Below are 22,513 nucleotides of genomic sequence, written 5' to 3'. Positions count from 1 at the left end.
TCGCCACTCTCCCCTTTACAGGAAGAAAGTGACGATGGGAAAGATTAGCCATGACTATGCGTTGTTGCCTCCCACTCAGGATACTCCCACTGATTTAGCTGGGCTGATAAGCCGAGGCGGCCAGACAGATGTTACCGGAGATGTCGTAGTTGGCGGAGTTGTTGAAGTCTCCGGGCTAACTGATGTTGCCGGTGAAGCCACGGCTCCTGCCTCCATTACGGTTACCTTGGCTATTGCCTTCAACTCTGTCCCTTCCACTTTGCCCTTCAATTCAAACGAACCTGGAGCAGCATATTGTGCAGGGTCTATATCCTCCCATTCCACAGCTACCCATTTGGTGGAGCCTTCCCCATACGTAGCTTCCACTACGCTTGGCAGTTCAGGTTTTTCACCCACATGAGTGGTTACATTCACCTCTTTTAATGCAGTAATGTTCTCAGTTGCCACCAGACTCTGTGCTGTACCAGAGGCCAGACCTGCCACCTCGTTTGCATTCAATGCGCGGCTGTAGATCCGGAAGTCATCCACCAGACCATTGAAATATGGATCAGGGTACTGGGACTTACCGATAAAATTATTTTTCGTCTGTCCCAGACTGGTTGGATTCAAGGTCAGATTGGTATTGCGTCCCACTTCTTTCCCATCCACGTACAAAATACCTGTGGAGCCCGAAAGCGTGACCGCAACATGCTTCCATACGCCTGTCGGCAATACAGGGGCATCAATCGTCTGTTCCTGTCCTTGCCCGTTACCCTGATTCGTAATGGCAAATAGCATCCGGTTCCCGGCTTTAGGGGTCAGGAACATATATTCATTGGTCCCGGAACCAAAGTCAAAAATCCGCACATAATCGCTCAGGCTGTTCGCTTTGACCCAGCCGGATACGGTCAATTGCTGTGCCCGACTGACAATTCCTGCCGGAAGCTGCACATAGCTGTCCTTGCCGTTCAGGCTGACAGCATTGCCTGTTTTACCCGCAGCCCATGCCACGGTCCCCTTAACGGTAGCATCATTGCCGCTATCTGATGAATCTACAGCAAGAGCACCGCTTGTTTCGTCAAACTTGTAAACGGCAAGCCGTTCAGGTAACGGTGCCGCCGGTTCAGCGATCACAGTTACTTTAGCCTCTCCTGATAACTGGGAATCGCTGGCTGTCAGCTTGAAGATATACGTTCCTGGCTCGGAAACATCCACCTTCGTACGTATTGATGTCTTGCTGCTGAATGTGACCTTCGCGTTCTGTGGTCCTTCAACCAGACTCCACTCGCTTGTCACTTTTCCTTGCGGAAGCCCGTCATCTGTAGTTGTACCTTTCAGAATAATCTGATCCGGCAGCTTCACCTTGGAATCTTTGCCTGCATCAACGACAGGTGCTTTGTTGGGATCTGGTGTGGTTGGTGTCAGCTCTACCGTATAGGAGGATGCTGTACCAATTTCCAATTTAAGCTTATTGGTTGGTGCATACGCATTAAACTTGCCTTGCGATTGTCCCCCCACTTTAACCAGGTACGTTCCTTTCTTTAAACCATCAAATGTAACGTACGTAGAATGAGCTTGGCCCGGCGTTTGATTTTTCAATTGAAGCCATACATTATCCTTGGATGTTGCCAGCTTGGCTTCAGTATACTGATCCTTTTCCAGCTCGATATACAGCTTTTCCGTGATCAAATTGACCCGTTTGAACAAACCGTCCAGCGGCTTGATCGTATACACGTTACCGCTTTTGCTCACCTCTGCACCGTAGCCCGTCAATCCGAATATCGGATCAACCGCGATATCCGCGCTTAAGGTTTTAAGTGCACCGAACAATCCGAGGTCAGCCTCACCGCTCATGCCGCGCCAGCCGTTAAAGAGCGGGACGTTTTTACCGCCGCCGGTGCCGTTTGTTCCGTTATTGCCTTTTTCCGCTTGATACGTCCATGCGACCGCCCCGATGTTCTCAGGATCCGAGCTGATTTGCCCGGAGTTAATCGCTCCGACATTGGCAATTTTGGCAGCATAGGACAGCCGTTGTTGCTCCTCGCGATGATTGTCCTCATGATGACGAATCCAGTCATCCATCGCATATCCCGCAAGTGAAGTCGTGTACTGGAAGTTAAACCAGTTCTCCCCGGTAATCGTCACCGGATCGGTATAGTAGTACCATACAGGCATATGACCGCGTGACGCACGAGTTTTGGCATTAATTTTCCCCATCATTTCCAGGGCTTTACTTTGCTCGCCCTCTGTATCTATATTCTGCTTGGCTAACGTATATACAGCCTCTTCGCCTGTATTGTCGTAGCTATATTCAGAACCGTAAGGATACTTTGTATTTTTAAAATTGTTATATTTGCGATCCATTTTTTCCTTGAGATCATTCGCTTCATCATCGTAGCCCTCATCATGAAGGGCCTGAATAATATCCGGTGTGGTCAGCTCGCCCATCAAACCTGTTTCCCAGTTGTACGCAACGGGTCCTTCATACAATGCTTTGAAAATGTTATAGGCCCGCAGCAAATAGGTTTCCTTCGGATGCTTGTAAGTGACGAGATCCGGGTATTCCTTGGCAATTTTGTACATGCTGAAATACGTGTTGTATACATGCGGGTATGCATATCCCCGGTAGGTCGGTGTATCATTTGGCTCTGGCATCAGGAAATCATGAATTAAATAATCCTCATGATGTCCATTCATCAAATTCGTCCAGATCGCCGTCTCCAAATAATCGTCCACAGCCCGCACTTCTTTGGCGACTGGAGAAAGCGTGTTTTTCTCAGCCAGGAACTGTCCGTGGGTCAGACCCCAATCGTCCCCCCAGCCCCAATAGCCGTTAAAAATATTGCGTTTGGATTTGGTATGCATCATCCAATCGTCAAATACCTTATCGCGTAAATCACCTGGTACGTTCCACTGGGTTTTGTCTACCATAAAGGTAGCGTGCCGTTGCAGCGCCTGATCAATCGGCTCGATGGCATAGAATTGCAAAACCGTTTTGCTGCCATTTCCGTATTCCACCGTAATGAAATTCGGGCCCAGCTTAGTAAATTTCAGTTCATAAATGTGGTGTCCTCCGGCCTTGCTATCCGTCTGCGGAATAACGGTTCCGTCTGGATAGGTCACCTTGTTGATCGTTTGCTTGGTACGCAGATCCACCTTCGCCTTTTGGTTCGTAGGCACAATCATGCCTGGTACGACCGTAGTATCCACCAAGTTTTCTTGATACAACGTATCTTTTACATCATGCTCGTCCTTCACCGCCAGAAACTTGAAGCCATAGTTTTTGCTTTGACCGGGATTCAGGATCAGACTTGTGTTGGGTAAATATCCACGGTTGGTGGACTTGATCACATTGGAATGAATATAAAATACATTCAATCCCTCCAGCCATTTGCCTTCGTTGGCCGGATTCCAGGCCCACTTGCTGCCCGGATGCTCCTCATCTCGCCAATGATCTTGATATTCAAAGCCTGCTCCTGTTGTGGAATCAGGAATCAGTAGCAGCGAAGAACCAATGCCGCTCGGACGCCCAGCTGTAATATAGGAGCTGTTATTGCCGACGAAGGAATGCGTCACGACTCTCGTTTCGTAAATCGCATCACCATAGGTCCACTGCTCATTAAAAGGTAAAGGTAATCCAAAATCGCCAATCTCTAATTTTTTGCCACTCGTATTCTGTACCTGTATATTCCACAGTACTGAACCATTCGACTCCGCTGAATAGGTTTCAATGACTTTAAAATTGCGTATGCCTTCTGCATTATTTGAGTTCTCGTACGTGACCGTAACACGGTTGCCGCTGGTCGTAATCTTACGTGCGTCTGCCGACTTATTTGTCCACGCCTTCGTCCAGCTACCTTCATCCAGTCGGTACGTGAACATCAACTCCCCTAGCCACTGATGATCTGCCGTGTTCTGCTCAGGTGTCACCGATGCGTTCATGACATATTCCGTCGGAAAAGCATCTCCTTTGATACGAATAGATGAAATTTCCCCATGCTCTCCTGTCTGAATCGTCAGCTTGTCATTGGATAGCTCATGGGCCTCTGCCGTATGCGCCCCAAACAACACAGACGCTGTGGTTAAAAACAAAAACGCCGCCAATATTCCCTTAAATTTCATCAACACGGCCTCCTTTTTGATCTCGGGGTCCTGATTTGCTTGCCAATCACCTGAAGTCTCTTCATTTCGCCGCAACCTCCTTGGAAATGTAAGCGCTACAACTCTATTGTACAAAGCCTTGTCCATTGGTAAAATCAACATTTTCAACCGATTTATATAGGATTTCAACCTAATCGTGTCGTGGGATGAGTTACGACGAAGGAAGTGAGCGCGCGTGCAGATTGTGCTTCCGCTCACTGTTGCGACGAGATTTTTTCAAGAAATTTATATTGAGCTGCTATAGTGGGGAATAAAGTTATATATTCAATAACAATTTAGAGTAAACGCAAACCTAATTAAAACCGCCCATCCAATAATGGATGGGCGGTTTTTTTACATACTACTTTCCTGCTCCTTGATCACCTGCTCAATTCCCAACAAAATCAGCTTTAATCCGAACTCGAACGCTCTGTCGGTTCCCATCAGCTCGAACAGCCCATTTTTGAACATCCGCCGGAATAGTCCTACTTCTGTCTCACTCATGGAATCCAGAAGGTGAACCATCTCTTCACCCGGAAGTGCTCCCTTGTCCTTATCCTTAAGGAGCGCGGAGACATTACGTTCATGCTGATAATCGTCCAGGACGAAGTAGGAGACATAGTTCACAAGCGTTGTAACCACTTGCATTTTCTGCTCTTGCTCAAGCGGCGCCGACTCCACGCAGAGCAGCATACGGTTGGTGAACCGGATGATGTCCGGTTCGTGGGGCAGCGTCATCATCATGAGCTGCGTGGAGCAGGGGTACCGATACAGTACACTCCGCATCGTTACCGCCAGCTCCCTCAGTTGCTCCTTCCAGTCCCCCTCGGAATGAAACTCCTCCAGAATCGTTTTCGATACCTGGTTGGCCAGACGCTGATAGAGATTCTGCTTGCTTTTGAAGTACCAATATAGAGAGGGAGCCTGAATTCCCAGCCGATCGGCCAATCGTCTCAAGCTGAATTTCTCGATACCATCCTCCCCTAGAAGCTCCCACGAAGCTTCTAAGATCTTATCTTCCGAAATCTGAGGTTGCTGCTTTTTCATCGGTTATCCGCCCTTTAATCTAACAGTGTAAGTTTATTCTTTACAGATTTATTAATTCATGATAACATCTAACACTGTAAGGTTCAATCTAACGGTGTTAGATTAGGCCAAATAAATAAAGAAAGCAGTGACTCGCATGGATGCAGAAAACCTCCATTACTTTGAAAAAGCACCGATCGCTAAAGCCGTAGCTCACTTCGCTGTACCGATGATGCTAGGTACGTCAATGAGTGTCATCTATTCCATCTTAAATGCCTATTTCCTTGGCACTCTCCACAATACCGCCATGTTAACCGCACTCGCACTAACCTTGCCGTTATTCGCGGCCATTATGGCGATAGGAAATTTGGTTGGCATCGGCAGCGGTGCATTTATCTCCCGATTGCTGGGAGAGAAAAAGTATGCTGATGTAAAGAATGTGTCTTCATTCGCCTTTTACAGCAGTTTAGTTCTCGGTCTTATCTTGATGGCCCTTGGTCTCCCGTTGATCGATTCACTCGTTCAGGGTCTGGGGGCGACACCTGACTCCTTCGGCTTCACGAAGGACTATGTCACGATTATGCTTATAGGTTCGCCATTCGTCGTATTATTCTTCACACTGGAGAATATCGTGCGCTCGGAGGGTGCTGCAATTACGTCGATGATCGGCATGATACTCAGTGTTGTCGTGAATATTATTCTCGATGCGCTGGTCATCTTCGTTTTCCATTGGGGCGTGATCGGCGTTGCGTCAGCTACGGTTATTTCTAATGTGGTTGCGAGTATATTCTACGCCTTCCATATGGGATATAAGAGTCAATTTTTAACCATCTCCATAAAATGGTTCAAGGCTACCAAGGATATTCTGAGCAATGTATTCAAAATCGGAGTTCCCGTGTTTATTATGAGTCTCTTTATGGGTGCAATGTCACTCGTCTTTAACCATTTTCTTGTCGAGTATGGGGATCAGGCCATAGCGGCTTACGGAATTTCCTCACGTTTATTACAATTTCCTGAGTTTATTTTGATGGGCTTATGCGAGGGTGTTGTACCATTGATTGCCTTTAGTTTTACAGCGAATAAATTACGAATGAAACAAACCATTGGATTTACAATCAAAGCGATTTTGGCCTTGGCAGTCGTGTTTGGCATCATCGTCTATCTGATTTCCGACCATCTAATTGGTTTATTTACCAATGACCCGCAATTAATTGTAATGGGCAGCTACATTCTGCATGTGACCTTCTTATCCTTGTTCATTACGGGGATGACCACGTTGTTTACGGGGATTTTCCAAGCAACGGCGCAGGGAACCGCTGCGTTTATTATGTCCGTCATACAGGGAATTACTCTGATCCCCGTGCTATACATTGCCAATCGAATGAGTGGCTTCCACGGGGTGGTCTGGTCGCTCGTCATTGCGGATGCCGTCGCGTTCCTTGTTGGAACTATTATGCTGTATGTGCTGCGGAACAGATTGCAGCCAGAGCTGGATCATTTAGTACAGTAGAAAACATATAACATGCAAGAAGGCAGGATAAGGACATTAACCGATCCTGTCTTTTTAGATTCCGCCGCTACTTAGCGTGGTAATAAAAAAAGCCCTGAATATCAATCATCCATTTTTAATTTTTTGTAGGCTAATGGTGTCATGTTCATCGCTTTTCTGAATCTTTCTATAAAATAGCTGGTACTGTTAAATCCAACCTTATAGGCAACTTCTGTAACGTTAAATTCTGCTTGTTGCAATAAGACTAAGCTTTTTTGAATCCGATAATCCATTACATAATTCAACGGAGTTACCTTTAAAATTCGTTTGAAATATCGGCAGCATTCAGAACGGCTCAATTGACCAGATTTTGCAATATCATCTAATGTGACTTTTTCAGCATAATGCAAATAGATCCAGTTTAACATTTGTTTGATCCGTTGATTCTTTACCATTTCCACCTGGTCGTATTCTAATGGAAAACCATTCATGACTAGGTTTTTCCAAATTAATGTTAAATACATCGTAATATCGATTTCATAGTATGGAGATTTATGTTGAATACATTGATTAATCTTCAACATGGCATCTAAAATGTTTTTCCCCCAAAGCTCGTCAGAATCTATGTATACATAAGGTAAATTTGTCGCTTGAATGTAAGGAGCTACGTAAGGTGTGTAAAGCTCTTGTGATAAAACGAAATGAGGAGAAACATTTAAACAGACATAGACGCAACCCGATTGATTCTGATCTTCCGCCATATGTAGGCAGCCACTATTTATAAATAACCCATCACCTTGTCGTACGATTCGTTTATCCTCATTTATTTGGAAGATCGCCTCCCCTTTTACAACCAGAACAAATTGAATTTCATCATGCCAATGCAGTGGTATGTATCCATGTATATTTTGGTTAATCGTTGTTTCATAACATGCAACCGGTAGTACGACCGTCCGATGCTCGGTTAGTTCTTTTAGGTTTTGGCCAATTATGAAATCTTTTATTTGCAAATCATCACGACCTCAATATATTTATATTTTAACATCAAATTTAGGTATAATTTAAAATTTTTTTCACCTATTATAACACTATTATTATATTTCAAGGTGGAGAACATTCATGGATAAATCAGCTAGAAAAACAGGATTATTTCTTGTTATCACAGGAGCTATATTTTGGGGGATCAGTGGGACCGTTGCAAAAAAACTTTTTCAACAAATCGATGTAAATTGGCTTGTAACAACACGTTTGCTCATAGCTGGTGTTTTACTCTTGGCCCTTCAATTTTTAATAAAAGACCGTACACAAATATGGGGTGTGTGGAAAAATAGAAGGACTGCTTTCCAACTCGTTGTCTACGGTTTGGTTGGTATGCTGTCAGTTCAATATACGTATATGGCATCGATCCAACGAGGTAATGCTGCTGTTGCGACATTATTACAGTATTTAGCGCCTATAATGATTATCATCTATTTAATTCTGCGAAAGCACACTGTCTTCACACGAAAGGATCTGTCAGCGATTTTGCTGGCTTTAGTTGGTTGTTTCTTCTTGTTAACAAACGGCTCCATTTCTCAGCTATCCGTTCCGACGATCGCAATCGTTTGGGGGATCTTATCAGCAATAGCCCTAGCTTTTTATACCCTATACGCAATACCTCTTCTAAAGCAATACGATTCCCTAGTTATTGTGGGTTGGGCGATGGTTATCGGCGGTTTTGGATTAAGCTTGATTCATCCACCTTGGCAGGTTGATTTTAAAACCTTGACACTAGAAACCTATTTATATCTAGCATTCGTGATCATATTCGGCACAATGATCGCATTTTGGTTCTATATAGAAAGCTTACAAAGTCTTTCACCAAAAGAAACAAGCTTTCTAAGTAGTCTGGAACCTCTAGCTGCTGTTCTAACAACTGTGTTTTGGTTAAAAGAGCCTTTTGGTTTTTTCCAATGGGTAGGTGTAATATGTATCATCGGACTGATATTGTTATTGGCATTCAATAAAAAGCCTTCTTCAAATAACCAATCAAGAGAAGATATCCCGCTCTCAAAGTAAGCTAAGCTTATGGAGAGGCATTAGGATAAAGCTGCTCCTTAATGGAGAAAACGGCAGCCGTTTTTATGGCTGCCGTTTCATTATATTTATGAAGCTACTGTTTGAGGTGTTGGGGCTCGCTAGATAATACATCAAACGTTAGTTTTACTTTGAGGTGGTTGCTTAATCATAAAAGGTACATTTTCTACTCCAACCATTCGTACATACGTAAATAATTGACCTTTATGGTGAATCTCATGGTCTTTCGCCATGGATAGCCAGAAGCTCCCAGTGCCGAGAAAGTTTCTAAATTCAATCTCCTTTTCTAGCTGTTGAGCATTTAATTCCTTCAATTCTCGGATTGTTTCCTCCGTCAATTGATCGACTATGTTGCGTACATCGGCTATTGTGTGATATTGATCTATTTTTGTCGGGGGAGTGAAGGTACCATTTTTTACGGTATCCACGAACATTTTCATAGAACTGGCTATGTGAACGATTAGGGAACCCATGGGCATCGCATTGTCCCAAGGCTTAAAGTCAATATGCTCATCAGGAATGACTTCAACCAATTCTTGCAACACCGATCTGTGCCTTAGCCATTCCTGAAGATATTGAGCTACTACAGACATGTTACCAACCTCCAAAATTTAGTAGTTTTCTAAGGTATTCATTCTATATTCGCAACCAATTCCCTTCTTCATGAAAAGGTCACAGATGAAACAGGAACCATTTATTATCCGATGGGCGTTCCATCAGGTAGTTTAATATCTGGTTTCAATAAAACCACGTCCCCCTTCTCGGGGATACCTCCAAGGACTAATACCTCTGAATTAAAGCCTGCTATCCGTCGAGGAGGAAAGTTGACTACAGCTATGATTTGTTCTCCTATAATCTCTTCCGCCACATATCTTTTTGTAATTTGTGCACTCGATTTTTTTATTCCAATCTCTTGTCCAAAATCGATTTCAAGTTTAATAGCAGGTACTTTGGCTTCTGCAAAAAACTCAGCGTTAATTATAGTTCCAACCCGAACATCGAGTTTCAAAAAATCATCAATCGTTGCCATGTAAGTATTCTCCTCATCCATTATTTTCTTAAATTTCACGATAAACCGTAGACAATTTTAATATTTTGCAACCGCAAACTTTAGCGATTTTGCCCAAAAATACATCCCCATACCGAATAAAGTCATGATTCCACCTATGAATTGAAATGCAGACATTATTTCTCCCAAGAATAAGTAGGCGAGAAGTATGGCGAGAACAGGCTCTCCAATAATACCCACTGACACCATAGTTGCCCCCATTGACTTCAACAGCAGATTAAAAATATATTGACCAAAAATAGTTGGAATTACTGCAAGTAATAAGAAATACGTCCAATCCGACGAGTCATATTCGATCAAGGAATAATGATTCACCAAATTGTAGACTAGCAGGACACTGCCGCCAAGAAAAAAGACAATCACACTATAAAAATTTGCACTTATTTTGTGGCTTACCTTCTGTCCTGCTATCATATAAGCCGAAACCAAGATTGTTCCTAATAGGGATAACCCATCTCCGATTAATGCCCCTTTCGAAGTCCCTATGTCTCCCCAAGCTATAATGATTGAACCGATAAGAGCAGCGATCAAGCAAAAAATAGTGAATAGGTTTACTCGTTCTCTGAACATAAAGTATGAACCAATCATTACGAATAAAGGCTGCAAGGATAAGATGACCATGGAGCTCGCAACTGAGGTATATACCAAAGATTCCATCCAGAATAAGAAATGTAACCCGAGAAAAAGACCAGCCAAGAAAACGGTACCCCAATCTTTTTTGGTCATATCTGAGGTACGGAGCATTTTCCAGGGTACAAAAGGAAGCATTAATATGACTGACATATACAATCTATACATTCCAGCCACGGAGGTTGGAGTATGTGAAGATTTTATCATGATGGAAGAGACGGAAACCGACAAAATACTGATGAACAGCATAAAATACGGATTCAAAGATAGCGATGTTTTATTTATTTTCATAATGACCCTCTCAGATGTGTTTGACCCATTGTCTGTGCACAGAACAATTGAATAATAAACTGAACTGAGTATAATAATATCACCGCTTTTATTTATTTTGTGTAAGTATATCTTTCATTTATATAGGAATATCGTCATAAGAAAGGACCTTCTCTTCAATGGAAAAACAACTGCACGAGACCATTCTCTATCCCGATGTTTCATTTCCATACATCATGTACACCCATTCGGTTCATGAAAGTATTCCTAAAGGTAGAGGATTTAACGATCTACATTGGCATGAAGAACTACAGATCACTTTGGTTACTAAGGGAAAACTTGTTATACAAGTGAACGGGATTGATCATGAATTAGACACAGGTCAAGCTATTTTAATTAATAAGGGTGTTCTTCACGTGACTACCCAGCTTTCACATCACGGTCAATATGTCAGCTTTAATTTTCCAGAGAAGCTGTTGGCCTTTTATGCGGATAGTGCGATGGAAAAAAATTATGTACTGCCTTATACAAACTCTTTCTTACTGTCGCTTGTAATTAAAGGAGATGCTGAATGGCAAATTCAAATACTACAAATGCTGTGGGATATGAAACAGAAGTTTGATATGAAAAAAAGTTGGGGTTGGGAATATGAGGTATCCATCAAAACGGCACAATTATGGTTCATCTTAATATCTAATATTTCGCTTTCTGAGGAAGCACCTAAATACGTGAAAATACAACAGGAAAGACTTCAATTGATGCTTAGCTTTATCCATCAAAACTACTTCAACAACATAACACTACAAGAAATTGCCGATATAGCACATTTAAGTGTTTCAGAGTGCACTCGTAGTTTTAAGCGAACTATTCATATGACACCTTACGACTACTTGATTAAATACCGCATCAAGAAAAGCAGTGAATTACTAACCTCAACACAATATACCATCACTGAAATAGCCCACAGAGCGGGCTTCAATCACGTAAATCACTTCATTCAGTCTTTTAAAAAACATTATAATAAAACACCTAAAGAATTCCGCAAATTAAGAAATGAATTCATGAATTAAGAAATGAAGTAGCCAGTGTCAGCTTTTATTGCAACCTAACAACTGCAAAAAAGGGAGATGGCGCTTTGCCATCTCCCTTTCTCTTATTCCTACTCACACTTCCTGCTTAAAAACATATTACATACCAGGTGGTCGGTGAGCGGAGCGGGCAGAATTGTTCTGAAGAAGCGGAGCGTTCGCCTTTGCAACGGGGTTTTAACCTTACCAGGTGTCATATTAATGAAAAAATCCCGTTGCAACAGCGATCGGAAGAACAATCTGCACGCGCAGCGCCTCCCCTGGAAAGAACTATGTTTTTAAGCCTCCACCCGATTCAAAAACACCTTCGTCCGTTCCAGCTGCGGATTGCCAAAAATCTGCTCTGGTGTACCAGATTCCGCAATTTCTCCATTATCCATAAAAATGACGCGATCCGCCACATCTCTCGCGAAATTCATTTCGTGGGTCACGATGACCATCGTCATATGCTCTTCAGCCAGCTTTTTGATCACTCGCAGCACCTCGCCTGTCAGCTCGGGGTCAAGGGCCGAGGTCGGCTCGTCAAACAGTAAAATATCAGGGTTCATCATCATTGCCCGGGCAATCGCTACACGTTGCTTCTGTCCCCCCGATAATCGGGACGGATACGCATCCGCTTTATCCGCCAAGCCGACTTTAGCCAGCAACTCGGCGCTTTGGCGTCGCAGTTCAGCCTTGCTCACCTTTTTCACCAGCTTTGGAGCCAGTTCCAGATTATCCTGCACCGTCAAATGAGGGAACAGATTAAAATGCTGAAACACCATGCCCATTCCGGTAGTAATGCTTTTAATGTCGCCTGCCGGAGCATAGTGACCATTTTCCACCAGTGCTTTATCATGGATGCGAATCGTCCCACCCGTCACATCCTCCAGGTGCACCAAGCTGCGAAGCATGGTACTTTTCCCTGAGCCTGAAGGACCGATGACAGCTACAACCTCGCCCGCTTTAACATTAAAGCTCACTCTTTTCAGAACGTCGAGTTGGCCGAACGATTTTTTCAAATCGGTTACTTCTATTGCGTTTGTGTTCATATCCGACATTCCTTTTACTCAAATTTAAAGCGTTTTTCCAGCGCTCTGAAGAATATGGTAAGCACCAAAGCCATCAACAAATAAATAACGGCCGCTACAACATAAGGCACAATCGTAAAATCGCGGTTTACAGCTGTATTAGCAAAATGCAGAAGTTCCGGTACCGCTACCGCATACAGCAAAGCCGTATCTTTCACCAAGGTCGTCGCCTCATTGGTTACCGCAGGCAAAGCAATCCGTACCATTTGCGGCACAATGACTCTAATCAGCGTTTGCGACTTGCTCAAGCCCAGCACTTGCGAAGCCTCGTATTGCCCTTTATCAATCGACAACATTCCACCTCTAAAAATCTCTGCAAAATAAGCCGCATAATTCAGTACAAATGCCAGTACCGCAGCCGTTGTCCGGTCCAGTACCAGATACTCCCCAATGACAGGCAACATCGGCAGACCAAAACAAAAGAACAATAATTGCAGCAAAAGCGGCGTACCTCTTATAACATAGATGTACGTGTGCATCAACCAGGCAATAGGCTTAAACCGACTTTTGGCCAGCAGCGTAACGATAAATCCGAGCGGAATAGACAAGATGAGCGTAATGAAAAATAAAATGACCGTCATCTGTGCCCCTTCAAGCATAGGCTTCATAATTCGTAAAATATATTCCATACTCATAACCTTCGACTCCTAAACCCTTAGTTCATTACATTACGTATTAATTTAATACTTTATCTTCACCGAACCATTTTTTTGAAATCTCAGCTGCTTTTCCGTTCTTGTGTAGCTCATCCAAAGCAGATTGTAGCTGCGTCAACAGCTCTTCATTCCCTTTTTTCACGCCGATGCCGTATTCCTCAGGGGCCAGTGATTCATCAAGCAGCTTATACGTCCCTTGTTCCTTGGACATATAGTACTTGGCAACAACCTCATCAATAACAACTGCATCTAGGCGACCGGTTTTCAGATCTGTCAAAGCAAGAACGTTATCCGGGTACTCAGACACTGACTTCAATTTACTTTTAATCGGATTCGCATCTAATGCATCGGCTGCTGAGGACAACGTTTGGAGCCCCACCGTTTTGCCCGCCAGATCAGTCAGCTTGGAAAGACTGGAAGTGGCCGGAACGACAATAACCTGACTATTTTTCAAATATGGCTTCGTGAACAGCACCTTTTCCTTACGCTCATCTGTAATGGTGTATCCATTCCAAATGAGATCAATACGTCCACTGTTCAGTTCGGATTCTTTGGCAGACCAGTCAATCGGCTGGAATTCCACTTGCTTGCCCATTTGTTCCCCTGCCGCCTTCGCGTAATCAATATCAAAACCGGTCAGCTCATTATTTTCATCTCTAAAGCCCATCGGCGCGAATTTATCATCAATTCCAATAATCAACTTGCTGTTATCCTTAGCGCCGGAACATCCGGCCAACACGATCATAATCAACCCAATCATCATCGTAAACATGGCTGCTTTTCTCATCTTATTCCCCTCCAACAATGGTGACCCCCGCATTCAAGAACAGGTGGCAAACGCTTTAGTTCGTTAACACGTTATCAGAGTATCATCATACCATACCGCAGGATACTCGTCGAGAGGAATCAGCGGAATCTTAACCTTATAAACATGGAAAACTTGTGACGAAAATTTGACCTGTGTTCTATAATGTAAAACCTTACCTTGACATGTTACCTTATCCGTTTTATTATTTCCTAGTATTCTTATATACTTTTATTTATTTCGAAGATTCAGCAGCAATAGAATGTAAATCAGCTTGATAGACAGGAGAAATAAAGTCCCATGTACATTTTAAAACGTCTTTTCACGATGCTCATTACGTTATGGATTATCGTTACTTTAACGTTTATTATCATGCACATCATTCCGGGAGATCCGTTCTCGAACGATTCCAAGACGATTCCGGAGGCCGTATTGCAAAACATGCGTGCTCGGTACAATCTGGACAAGCCGCTCGCTGTGCAGTATGTGTTGTATCTCAAAAATCTGCTCGTGCTGGATATGGGGCCGTCTATTCAATCGAAAACGACTGACGTAAATATGCTTATCGCCAGAGGCTTTCCACCATCTGCACTACTAGGCATTCAATCTATCGTGGTAGCGATTATAGCCGGTATTTCACTCGGAACATTGGCTGCTTTACACCATAATCGACCACTGGACTATATTTCGATGTTTATCGCCATTGTGGGTATTTCCGTTCCCAGCTTCATATTGGCACCACTGTTAATCAAGTATGTTGCTGTCAAATGGCATCTGCTTCCGGTCGCCTCATGGGGAACCTGGCAGCATACAGTGCTTCCGTCGTTAGCTCTCGCTGTTTCACCTCTTGCTGTTATCGCCCGTTTTATGCGGACAAGTATGCTAGAAGTCATGCATGAGGAATACATACGCACCGCCAAAGCGAAAGGATTGTCCTCCTGGGCAATAGTCATTCGTCACGGACTACGCAATGCATTGATTCCGGTGCTGTCCTTTATCGGACCGCTATTCGCTTCCGTGATTACAGGTACCTTTGTTGTCGAAAAAATATTCGCCATTCCCGGCATCGGTAAATATTTCGTAGACAGTATCTTTAACCGGGATTATCCAGTCATTATGGGGACGACCATTTTCTACAGTGCCATTCTGGTTGTCACCTTATTTTTAATTGATATTTCCTATCGCCTTGTCGATCCGCGAATCCAATTAGTCAGCAAAGGAGATTAACATGAAAGCAGCACCTACTGTCGAAAAGGACAGCCTTTTTAGTCTTGTAGACCGCAGTCAGATGCCCACCCCCACGTTGACCAGACCCCAAGAGTCACCCTGGCGGGATCGGCTTCGCAGACTTTTTAACAACAAGCTTGCCCTGTTGGGGCTTTCCCTACTTATCATTATTATTGTGCTGGCGATTGTCGGACCTTCCATGGTTCCTTATGCTCCCAGCGACCAGTCCCTTTTGAAGACAAATCTTTCTCCTTCGGGAGAGCACTGGTTTGGCACGGATGATCTGGGCAGAGACGTATGGGCACGGACATGGGCCGGAGCCAGAATTTCACTTATGATTGGTTTTGCTGCTGCTGCCATTGATTTGGTGCTTGGCATACTCGTCGGCTGTGTAGCTGGTTATTGTGCAGGCCATGGTAAAATGGGCGACCGAATCGACAATGTCCTGATGCGAATTATTGAGATTTTGTACAGCATTCCTTATCTGCTGGTCATCATTCTGCTGCTCGTCATTATGAAGCCCGGCCTGCTCACGATGATTATTGCTTTATCTATTACCGGATGGGTCGGCATGGCCCGGGTAGTACGTGGGCAAATCCTACAGCTCAAGCAGCAGGAATATGTACTGGCAGCCCGTAGCCTGGGAACATCTCATTCACGCATCATTTTCAGGCATCTACTGCCGAATGCAGCAGCAATCATTATCGTAAATTTGACGTTCACTATTCCGTCGGCTATTTTTGCCGAATCGTTCCTGAGTTTTCTCGGTCTGGGGATTCAGTCTCCTTCGGCCAGTTGGGGGACGATGGCTAACGATTCGCTCGGCGTTATTTTAAGTGGTCAATGGTGGCGCCTATTTTTCCCCGGTCTGATGATATCGCTCACCATGCTGGCGTTTAACACACTTGGAGACGGGCTTCAGGATGCACTTGACCCGCGTTCACAGCATTAAAAACACAGATATCCAAATTGGACAAGGAGGGGTGTCACCATGATCCGCAGCTTCTCGCCTAACCGCAGAAACAACGGCAGTTCCTTTATGGAAGTGCGCACACGCGGCATACCTGCCGGAAAGGAGGTTGAATAAATCCCGGCTGATCGTTTCGCTCTCTATAATATTGCTGATTTGAAATCGTTTTGGGATTTACACACAACGTTCAAATAACTAACCATAATAATGGAGGAAAACCATGATGAAAAAAATGCATTGGATGACAATCATCCTACTTTTGGCTGTAACGGCTTTGGCAGGATGCTCTGGTACTGGGGATAAGACAGCAAGCAATGACTCGTCCGCTGCGTCTCAAGCAGATGTCCCGCAAGAAATTACAGCCAATCTGGCAGGTGGTGAGCCTTATACACTGGACCCTGCTTTCGCATCAGACACAACGTCCTATTTTGTCATTGATAACTTGTACGAAGGGCTGTATACATACGACAAAGCCGGTAAAATCGTAGAAGGTGCTGCCAGCAAAGTAGACGTGTCTCCTGACGGCAAAACATACACCTTTACCATTCGTGACGGTGCAAAATGGTCGAATGGTGACCCGCTGACAGCTAAGGATTTTGAATACTCCTGGAAACGGGTACTGAATCCGAAAACGGCTGCTTATGACCCTTCTGCCCTCTACTACATCAAAGGTGCCGAAGCGTACAACACAGGCAAAGGTAAAATTGAAGACGTAGGTGTTACGGCTAAAGATGATAAAACACTTGTCGTTGAGCTAAAATCACCGCTGAGCTTCTTCCCTACGATTGCTGTCGGTCACGCCTATTTACCTGTGAACCAAGCTGTTGTGGAGAAAAGCGACAAATGGGCAGCAGAAGCTAACACGATTGTTGGCAATGGCGCTTATGTAGCCAAGGAATGGAAACATAACGAGCAAATTACGCTGACGAAAAACGATCAATACTGGAACAAAGATGCCATTACAATGGCAACGATTAATTTTAAAATGGTGCAAGACTCCACAACCTATTATCAAATGTACAAAACAGGTGATCTGGATCTGATTTTGAGCCTTCCTGTAGATACACTGGATCAGGAAAAGAGCAGCAAGGAATTCCTGTCGCACCCATCTTTTAGTGTGTACACGTATTCTTTCAACGTAAAACAAAAGCCGTTTGACAATAAAAAAATCAGACAGGCCATTGCCTACGCCATTGACCGTGAAGCACTGGCTACCAACGTAACCAAAGGTGGCGAGACTCCGGCATACGGCTATGTTCCATACGGAACAACAACACCATCTGGTAAGGACTTCCGTGATGAAGCGCCGAAAAAATACTATGAGTTTGATGCAACAAAAGCAAAACAATTGCTGGCCGAAGGTCTGAAAGAAGAAGGTTTGACCAAGCTGCCTCCGATCACTTTCAAATACAACACGTCGGACAAGCATAAAAAAGTAGCTGAAGCTATTCAGGAAATGCTGAAAACGAACCTGGGCGTTGAAGTGACGCTGGAGAATCAGGAATGGAAAACATACATTGATACCTTTAAACAAAAGAACTTCCAGATCGCCCGTATGGGCTGGGAAGGAAACTTCCTTGATCCACTTGGCGTATTGGGACACTATACTTCCAAAAATTCGAACAACTTTACCAACTGGAGCAACCCGGAGTATGACAAGCTGATCGAATCCTCAACCTTTGAGCTTGATCCGGCAAAACGCTTTGAACAGCTTCATCAGGCGGAAGACGTATTGATGGAAGATTTGCCGATTATACCGATCCAGTTCTCTGCGGACACTGCATTAATTAGTCCTAAAATTCAAGGCATCGTATTCGATGCTCGTTCGAATCCAGATCTCCGTTTTGCAAAACGGGTCGTAAAATAATGATTTTACGTTTTGGGATCACTGCCCTGATTATCGGTACCTTAGGATTTCTATACGCCGCACCCCATCTCGTGTACGGTCGTGAAAACCTGGCTACTGCAAATCTACTATTTCTGTTAGGATTGCTAGGCTTGGTAATCGGTGCAATCTTCCATGTCCTGCAAAGTGGCTTTCTCACCCTCTTTCTGCGGGGATTTGCCGACATCGGGCAGTTGTTCATGCGTCAATCCAAGGCATTGCAGGAGGAAAATGAACGTTTGCGTTCCGATGAATCTCTGTCAGCCTGGAAAACATCCATGTTCCGCCACCTCAAGGTATATACTTCGGGGTGCGGAGCGGGACTTATATTTTGCTCGATAGTATTAATGGGGATGAGTTAGGTGGTATGAGAAGCTTTCTTGCGATTGGCGGTTAGTGGGCACTGCGCGTGCAGATTGTTCTTCCGATCGCTTCGCTTCTCCAGAACAATTCTGCCCGCTCCGCTGGCAACCGCCAATAGAGCTTCTACATGTTTTAGAGTAGGTGTAGGAGTGAATTAGACCAAGAGTAAATCACTTGTCCTGCCGCTTTGTAACTGATCTACAAAAAAAGAGAGAGTTCCGTGGATTTTATTCATGGGACTCTCTCTTTTTTATTTTAATAAATATGCTTGTCCTTCGCTTCTTGCAGCCATGACGGGAACTCGTTAAGCAATAGTTCGTACAGTTGATTGTCTTCCATAGATTCGATATCTTGTATTTGGAAGAAATTGGCGTTGTCTACCACACGACCTTCTATATTGTCGAGCTTCTTTAATACGCCAAAATCAGATTCACCCACACCGATAAATTGCCAGAAAATTGGTTCTCCTGATGAATCAATGACCGCGTTGTCAATATTGTCCCCTTTGCCACGCTTCACACCGCCATCATTAATAAAAATAACAAAAGCCGGATCTGAAGAGGGTTCTTCCTTGGTGTACTTGGCGATGACATCGCGCATCACTGGAGGCTCATCATTTCGACCAAACTTGGGTAAATAATCATTGGAAAAAATATGTTTTTCCACATAGTTGTCAACGTCATTTTCGGTAACGGATGGCAACCGTGAAAAACGGTGATCATAGACCCACACATCCAGTACACCATCATCATCCAAAGAACTCGCTACAGCAACAATTCGCTCCAACACTTTCTGAACGGTCCCATTTTTGTACAAACTTCTCATAGATCCTGAAATATCGAGCACTAATCCAACTCTCGCGGTCACATTCGTTAGATTCTTTTTAGTCAGTACCAATTGCGCATTCTTTTTAAGTAAAGAAATACCGCTCATGTTCCCCACGCTCCTCTATGCTGTTTTCACTAGTCCATTTAACCTACCATCTGCGTCGTCGCTCGTCGCCACTTAGAGGAAAGTCGCTCAATTCTCCGAGTTGGTCATGTGCAGCCTTATAAATGCGGAGAATCGCTTGCACCTTGTTAAAATCATTGTCTTCCGGACCGAATCCTTCCATATACATCCTTTGGATAATGTTTTGGAAAAAATCCATACGCTCGCGGATGGAATCCTGTTCGATTTGCAGCACATCTTCAAAGCTGTGTGTCTCAGCAAATTCAGACAGCTCATCAAAATCCTGTTCCTGATATCGCTCTCCCCGAGTTTCGGGATTGAGATCAATAGAGGTACGCAGGGTTGACAATAAAATATTTTCACGTGCCAGCATGACATGAAAATCTTTGTTTTTAAACAGATCCGTAACGATCAGACGGCACATTTCCTTGTTTTGCAGCAGAATCCCATCAAAGGGATGCAGCGTCCACACACCGTAGTTAAAAAATAAATTAAAATTGAAGCTACTGCTCCCATACTGATATACAATGTTGATTTTCGATTCATCGATGATTTCAAATGAAAATTCCAGCATGCATTCTCCTTTGGGATTCCAATATTTAACTCTATCCTATCAGAAAATGCATGATTTTCAATAAAAAATTTTATTTCACAGTTTCATTTAACTCCACAATAGAGTCTGCTTTTTCACTACTGGCAGCCACGAGTAAAAAGACAATCACACACCCCAAAATAAAGGACATCATACGCTCATTCTCTCCTTTGTCATTTCACTTTTTAAGAGTTTATGCACGAGAATGCTATATATGTTCATCATGTCCTTTATGGTCCGCTGCCAAACCAAAGAAAGACGCCTTTTGAAATCACCCTGGCGTCTTTTTTCATAGATTATTGTGTTATTGTATATTAGCTATCAGTTTAAAAACGAACTTAGCCCCTCAGAAGAATGGTTGTCCTTCAGTGGTTTGGATTGTTCTTTCCCTTCGATGCCCAAACGCTGGTTAAGATTGGCATTGATTGCTGTCATTTTACTTGTATAATCGTGGCAACTTTCAATAATTCGACGGTTCGATTTTTCAGACAGATCCAAAGCAGATACCAAATCACCAATCGCCTGATTCACAGCCTCCAATGACATAGAAGGCTTGCTAAGCAGATCCGTTGTTCTCTCGGTCGTCGTTTTGAGAAGCTTCGCATTTTCCTTGAATTGATCCTCAATCGTACGGTTAGTCGCATAAACGGCCGAAATAATTTTATCTTGATCCGCCAGTGCCATCGCGATCATAGCCGATACGGTGATCAGATTCGATGTTTTATCAATCGCATTATTAACAGAATCAATCAGTTTATCATTGTTATCATTAATAATATCCGTTGCTGCAATCGCCTGATTGTATAACAAAATCATTTCAGTCATCGACTGTGTGCGAGTAACCACTTTGCGCAATCCCCGCTCCAGATGAGGCTTACGATTTTCATTTTCCGGCTTGGCAATCTCGCTTTCGAACAGCTCTTTCAAGCGATTACCAAAGGCAATTTTCGTCTGTAAATTGTAGATTTCTTCAATGGAAGCCTTCTTCAACTGCCTCATGCTGACGATATTCTCTTCCAGATTATCCTTACCATCTCTCAAGGCAGTAATGATTTTCTCGATGTTCGTCTTCACCGACTGATACTTGTAGATATAGTTTTTCAACGGGCTTTTACGCAGGAGCTTGCCAAAAAAACCTACATCTTTACTCTGCTGGAGCGTTTCGCATTCATCCCGGAGTTTTAAGATCATATTCGAAACCTCAGCCCGGTCACCAGACATGAGGTCGTTTACCGGACGATCCAACATTTTAAGGGTTTGTCCCGCCCGTTCCTGCGTTTTAACCCCCAGCTTGCCAATGTCATCCATTAAGGTATCCAGACTCATAACATCGCTTTGCGATACCTTTTGAATCAGCTGTGAAGCCTCCTCAGTCACCTTTTGTTCATCTTCTTTTTTCAATTCAGCCCATGGGGTCGCCATCATGCTAACCTCCTATTCTGAAAACAACTGTTGCTGAAAGCTAATAGTGTTTTTCAGAGCAGCTATGCTGCTGATTTTGTATTCTATTAAAATAACCTACAATTCGGAGCTGCTGTACCGCTGGTGAATAAGCTCTGCTTTGCTCTGTAATTCCATCAGGTCCTTATGCTCCACCGTGGATACAATTACAGATATTTTGCTATCTACATCTCGCAATCCGTTTAGTAGCGTCCTGCGGTTGGTCCGTTTCGCGTCGCCACTGAGACGAAGAAACGGGTTAATCAGTCCATTCAAGTCCTTCAAAATCAATCTCCGAACCGTGTGATTCACTTCACTATTGTTCAATTCATGCAAAAGCGGGATGACCCGCTGTAAACGTGCAAATAGAGCCAGCGCCTTTTCGACAATTTCGTTATCAAGCGCATCTTTCTGTCCCTCGGAGATCACCATATCCTCCAGTACATCCAAATACTCCATGACCTGAATAAATTCACTGGTCATCTGGTCTGGCAAACGTGCTTGTCCTGTGATAGACTCTCGCAGAGCGGTAGTTTCCTTTTCATGTTGCTGTGCCTGATCAGCCTGCTCCTGCATCACCGGAATCACGGAACCGGTCAGATTAGGACGAGGATGGCGAACAGCCATGACAGCACTGTATCCTCCGATACAAATGATCGGGATTGCCAGACACACAAACAACGGCAACCAATAACTTAGTAAAAGCGCAATCAGGTAGCTGACCACAGCAATCGTGGCACCCCACATTTTAGAAGTCATAGCTTATACCTCCTGACGTAAACCCTTA

Annotated in this window: 20 protein-coding genes; 7 read left to right on the top strand and 13 right to left on the bottom strand. The window is 43.8% G+C overall.

What is annotated here, in order from left to right:
• Positions 1-75 precede the first annotated feature (75 nt).
• A complete protein-coding gene (locus HFE01_RS00185) occupies positions 76-4,101 on the bottom strand; it encodes a DUF5695 domain-containing protein (protein ID WP_167438331.1) in 4,026 nt (1,341 codons plus the stop codon).
• Positions 4,102-4,473: 372 nt separating this feature from the next.
• Positions 4,474-5,166, bottom strand: coding sequence for a TetR/AcrR family transcriptional regulator (locus HFE01_RS00180; protein WP_016821438.1), 693 nt, complete (start codon positions 5,164-5,166; stop codon positions 4,474-4,476).
• A gap of 136 nt (positions 5,167-5,302) precedes the next feature.
• Between HFE01_RS00180 and HFE01_RS00175 the strand changes: the two genes are divergently transcribed.
• Positions 5,303-6,655 carry an MATE family efflux transporter gene (locus HFE01_RS00175; RefSeq protein WP_017426322.1) on the top strand — a complete coding sequence of 451 codons (1,353 nt, stop codon included), beginning with the start codon at positions 5,303-5,305 and terminating at the stop codon, positions 6,653-6,655.
• A gap of 101 nt (positions 6,656-6,756) precedes the next feature.
• Here the strand turns inward: HFE01_RS00175 and HFE01_RS00170 are convergent, their stop codons facing one another.
• The gene (locus HFE01_RS00170) at positions 6,757-7,644 is read right to left on the bottom strand and encodes an AraC family transcriptional regulator (RefSeq protein ID WP_167438332.1); all 888 of its coding nucleotides are present in this window, start codon (positions 7,642-7,644) and stop codon (positions 6,757-6,759) included.
• Positions 7,645-7,753: 109 nt separating this feature from the next.
• Between HFE01_RS00170 and HFE01_RS00165 the strand changes: the two genes are divergently transcribed.
• A complete protein-coding gene (locus HFE01_RS00165) occupies positions 7,754-8,692 on the top strand; it encodes an EamA family transporter (protein ID WP_151255463.1) in 939 nt (312 codons plus the stop codon).
• A 131-nt stretch (positions 8,693-8,823) separates the two neighbouring features.
• Here HFE01_RS00165 and HFE01_RS00160 read toward each other — a convergent pair whose 3' ends face one another.
• From HFE01_RS00160 to HFE01_RS00150, 3 genes are all read right to left on the bottom strand, one after another.
• Positions 8,824-9,303 carry a DinB family protein gene (locus tag HFE01_RS00160; protein ID WP_151255464.1) on the bottom strand — a complete coding sequence of 160 codons (480 nt, stop codon included), beginning with the start codon at positions 9,301-9,303 and terminating at the stop codon, positions 8,824-8,826.
• Positions 9,304-9,407: 104 nt separating this feature from the next.
• On the bottom strand, positions 9,408-9,740 hold the full coding sequence (gene csaA, locus HFE01_RS00155; RefSeq protein ID WP_151255465.1) for a chaperone CsaA: 333 nt from the start codon (positions 9,738-9,740) through the stop codon (positions 9,408-9,410).
• Between the two features lie 57 nt (positions 9,741-9,797).
• The gene (locus HFE01_RS00150; RefSeq protein ID WP_151255466.1) at positions 9,798-10,700 is read right to left on the bottom strand and encodes a DMT family transporter; all 903 of its coding nucleotides are present in this window, start codon (positions 10,698-10,700) and stop codon (positions 9,798-9,800) included.
• Positions 10,701-10,858: 158 nt separating this feature from the next.
• On the opposite strand from HFE01_RS00150, the gene HFE01_RS00145 reads away from it, so the two are divergent.
• Complete coding sequence (locus HFE01_RS00145; RefSeq protein ID WP_151255467.1) at positions 10,859-11,749, top strand: AraC family transcriptional regulator; 891 nt, start codon at positions 10,859-10,861, stop codon at positions 11,747-11,749.
• A gap of 296 nt (positions 11,750-12,045) precedes the next feature.
• On the opposite strand, the gene HFE01_RS00140 is transcribed toward HFE01_RS00145, so the two are convergent.
• From HFE01_RS00140 to HFE01_RS00130, 3 genes are read right to left on the bottom strand one after another with little or no spacing between them, the layout of a single operon-like run.
• Entirely contained in the window at positions 12,046-12,798 is a 753-nt protein-coding gene (locus HFE01_RS00140) for an amino acid ABC transporter ATP-binding protein (RefSeq protein ID WP_017426316.1), read from the bottom strand.
• A 14-nt stretch (positions 12,799-12,812) separates the two neighbouring features.
• Positions 12,813-13,472: an amino acid ABC transporter permease gene (locus HFE01_RS00135; protein WP_017426315.1), complete on the bottom strand. Its 660-nt coding sequence runs from the start codon at positions 13,470-13,472 to the stop codon at positions 12,813-12,815.
• A gap of 40 nt (positions 13,473-13,512) precedes the next feature.
• Positions 13,513-14,280 carry an amino acid ABC transporter substrate-binding protein gene (locus HFE01_RS00130; protein ID WP_113050958.1) on the bottom strand — a complete coding sequence of 256 codons (768 nt, stop codon included), beginning with the start codon at positions 14,278-14,280 and terminating at the stop codon, positions 13,513-13,515.
• Between the two features lie 318 nt (positions 14,281-14,598).
• Between HFE01_RS00130 and HFE01_RS00125 the strand changes: the two genes are divergently transcribed.
• From HFE01_RS00125 to HFE01_RS00110, 4 genes are all read left to right on the top strand, one after another.
• Complete coding sequence (locus HFE01_RS00125; protein WP_113050959.1) at positions 14,599-15,525, top strand: ABC transporter permease; 927 nt, start codon at positions 14,599-14,601, stop codon at positions 15,523-15,525.
• A gap of 1 nt (position 15,526) precedes the next feature.
• On the top strand, positions 15,527-16,477 hold the full coding sequence (locus tag HFE01_RS00120) for an ABC transporter permease (protein WP_045244152.1): 951 nt from the start codon (positions 15,527-15,529) through the stop codon (positions 16,475-16,477).
• 241 nt (positions 16,478-16,718) lie between these two features.
• The gene (locus tag HFE01_RS00115) at positions 16,719-18,362 is read left to right on the top strand and encodes a peptide ABC transporter substrate-binding protein (RefSeq protein ID WP_107734142.1); all 1,644 of its coding nucleotides are present in this window, start codon (positions 16,719-16,721) and stop codon (positions 18,360-18,362) included.
• The gene (locus tag HFE01_RS00110; RefSeq protein ID WP_107734123.1) at positions 18,362-18,742 is read left to right on the top strand and encodes a DUF3899 domain-containing protein; all 381 of its coding nucleotides are present in this window, start codon (positions 18,362-18,364) and stop codon (positions 18,740-18,742) included. Before HFE01_RS00115 ends, HFE01_RS00110 begins: the two co-directional genes overlap by 1 nt.
• A 256-nt stretch (positions 18,743-18,998) precedes the next feature.
• On the opposite strand, the gene HFE01_RS00105 is transcribed toward HFE01_RS00110, so the two are convergent.
• The 4 genes from HFE01_RS00105 to HFE01_RS00090 all read right to left on the bottom strand — a co-directional run bounded on the left by HFE01_RS00105 (position 18,999) and on the right by HFE01_RS00090 (position 22,485).
• The gene (locus HFE01_RS00105; protein ID WP_107734124.1) at positions 18,999-19,676 is read right to left on the bottom strand and encodes a vWA domain-containing protein; all 678 of its coding nucleotides are present in this window, start codon (positions 19,674-19,676) and stop codon (positions 18,999-19,001) included.
• A gap of 43 nt (positions 19,677-19,719) precedes the next feature.
• Complete coding sequence (locus tag HFE01_RS00100) at positions 19,720-20,268, bottom strand: hypothetical protein (RefSeq protein ID WP_016821461.1); 549 nt, start codon at positions 20,266-20,268, stop codon at positions 19,720-19,722.
• Positions 20,269-20,607: 339 nt separating this feature from the next.
• Positions 20,608-21,708: a toxic anion resistance protein gene (locus HFE01_RS00095; protein ID WP_107734125.1), complete on the bottom strand. Its 1,101-nt coding sequence runs from the start codon at positions 21,706-21,708 to the stop codon at positions 20,608-20,610.
• 96 nt (positions 21,709-21,804) lie between these two features.
• The gene (locus tag HFE01_RS00090; protein WP_107734126.1) at positions 21,805-22,485 is read right to left on the bottom strand and encodes a hypothetical protein; all 681 of its coding nucleotides are present in this window, start codon (positions 22,483-22,485) and stop codon (positions 21,805-21,807) included.
• Positions 22,486-22,513: the final 28 nt, after the last annotated feature.

Source organism: Paenibacillus sp. EKM10P (assembly GCF_011800655.1).
In the GTDB taxonomy this organism is placed as follows: Bacteria; Bacillota; Bacilli; order Paenibacillales; family Paenibacillaceae; genus Paenibacillus; species Paenibacillus polymyxa.
This window is presented reverse-complemented; position numbering and strand designations above follow the sequence as displayed.

What these genes read in the sequence shown, in the direction of transcription:
- HFE01_RS00175 (WP_017426322.1), top strand. Translation starts at nt 5,303, where the DNA reads ATGGATGCAGAAAACCTCCATTACTTTGAAAAAGCACCGATCGCTAAA.
- HFE01_RS00130 (WP_113050958.1), bottom strand. Translation starts at nt 14,280, where the DNA reads ATGAGAAAAGCAGCCATGTTTACGATGATGATTGGGTTGATTATGATC.
- HFE01_RS00120 (WP_045244152.1), top strand. Translation starts at nt 15,527, where the DNA reads ATGAAAGCAGCACCTACTGTCGAAAAGGACAGCCTTTTTAGTCTTGTA.
- HFE01_RS00135 (WP_017426315.1), bottom strand. Translation starts at nt 13,472, where the DNA reads ATGAGTATGGAATATATTTTACGAATTATGAAGCCTATGCTTGAAGGG.
- HFE01_RS00185 (WP_167438331.1), bottom strand. Translation starts at nt 4,101, where the DNA reads ATGAAATTTAAGGGAATATTGGCGGCGTTTTTGTTTTTAACCACAGCG.
- HFE01_RS00140 (WP_017426316.1), bottom strand. Translation starts at nt 12,798, where the DNA reads ATGAACACAAACGCAATAGAAGTAACCGATTTGAAAAAATCGTTCGGC.
- HFE01_RS00110 (WP_107734123.1), top strand. Translation starts at nt 18,362, where the DNA reads ATGATTTTACGTTTTGGGATCACTGCCCTGATTATCGGTACCTTAGGA.
- csaA (WP_151255465.1), bottom strand. Translation starts at nt 9,740, where the DNA reads ATGGCAACGATTGATGATTTTTTGAAACTCGATGTTCGGGTTGGAACT.
- HFE01_RS00145 (WP_151255467.1), top strand. Translation starts at nt 10,859, where the DNA reads ATGGAAAAACAACTGCACGAGACCATTCTCTATCCCGATGTTTCATTT.
- HFE01_RS00115 (WP_107734142.1), top strand. Translation starts at nt 16,719, where the DNA reads ATGAAAAAAATGCATTGGATGACAATCATCCTACTTTTGGCTGTAACG.
- HFE01_RS00180 (WP_016821438.1), bottom strand. Translation starts at nt 5,166, where the DNA reads ATGAAAAAGCAGCAACCTCAGATTTCGGAAGATAAGATCTTAGAAGCT.
- HFE01_RS00105 (WP_107734124.1), bottom strand. Translation starts at nt 19,676, where the DNA reads ATGAGCGGTATTTCTTTACTTAAAAAGAATGCGCAATTGGTACTGACT.
- HFE01_RS00090 (WP_107734126.1), bottom strand. Translation starts at nt 22,485, where the DNA reads ATGACTTCTAAAATGTGGGGTGCCACGATTGCTGTGGTCAGCTACCTG.
- HFE01_RS00160 (WP_151255464.1), bottom strand. Translation starts at nt 9,303, where the DNA reads ATGTCTGTAGTAGCTCAATATCTTCAGGAATGGCTAAGGCACAGATCG.
- HFE01_RS00165 (WP_151255463.1), top strand. Translation starts at nt 7,754, where the DNA reads ATGGATAAATCAGCTAGAAAAACAGGATTATTTCTTGTTATCACAGGA.
- HFE01_RS00095 (WP_107734125.1), bottom strand. Translation starts at nt 21,708, where the DNA reads ATGGCGACCCCATGGGCTGAATTGAAAAAAGAAGATGAACAAAAGGTG.
- HFE01_RS00150 (WP_151255466.1), bottom strand. Translation starts at nt 10,700, where the DNA reads ATGAAAATAAATAAAACATCGCTATCTTTGAATCCGTATTTTATGCTG.
- HFE01_RS00100 (WP_016821461.1), bottom strand. Translation starts at nt 20,268, where the DNA reads ATGCTGGAATTTTCATTTGAAATCATCGATGAATCGAAAATCAACATT.
- HFE01_RS00125 (WP_113050959.1), top strand. Translation starts at nt 14,599, where the DNA reads ATGTACATTTTAAAACGTCTTTTCACGATGCTCATTACGTTATGGATT.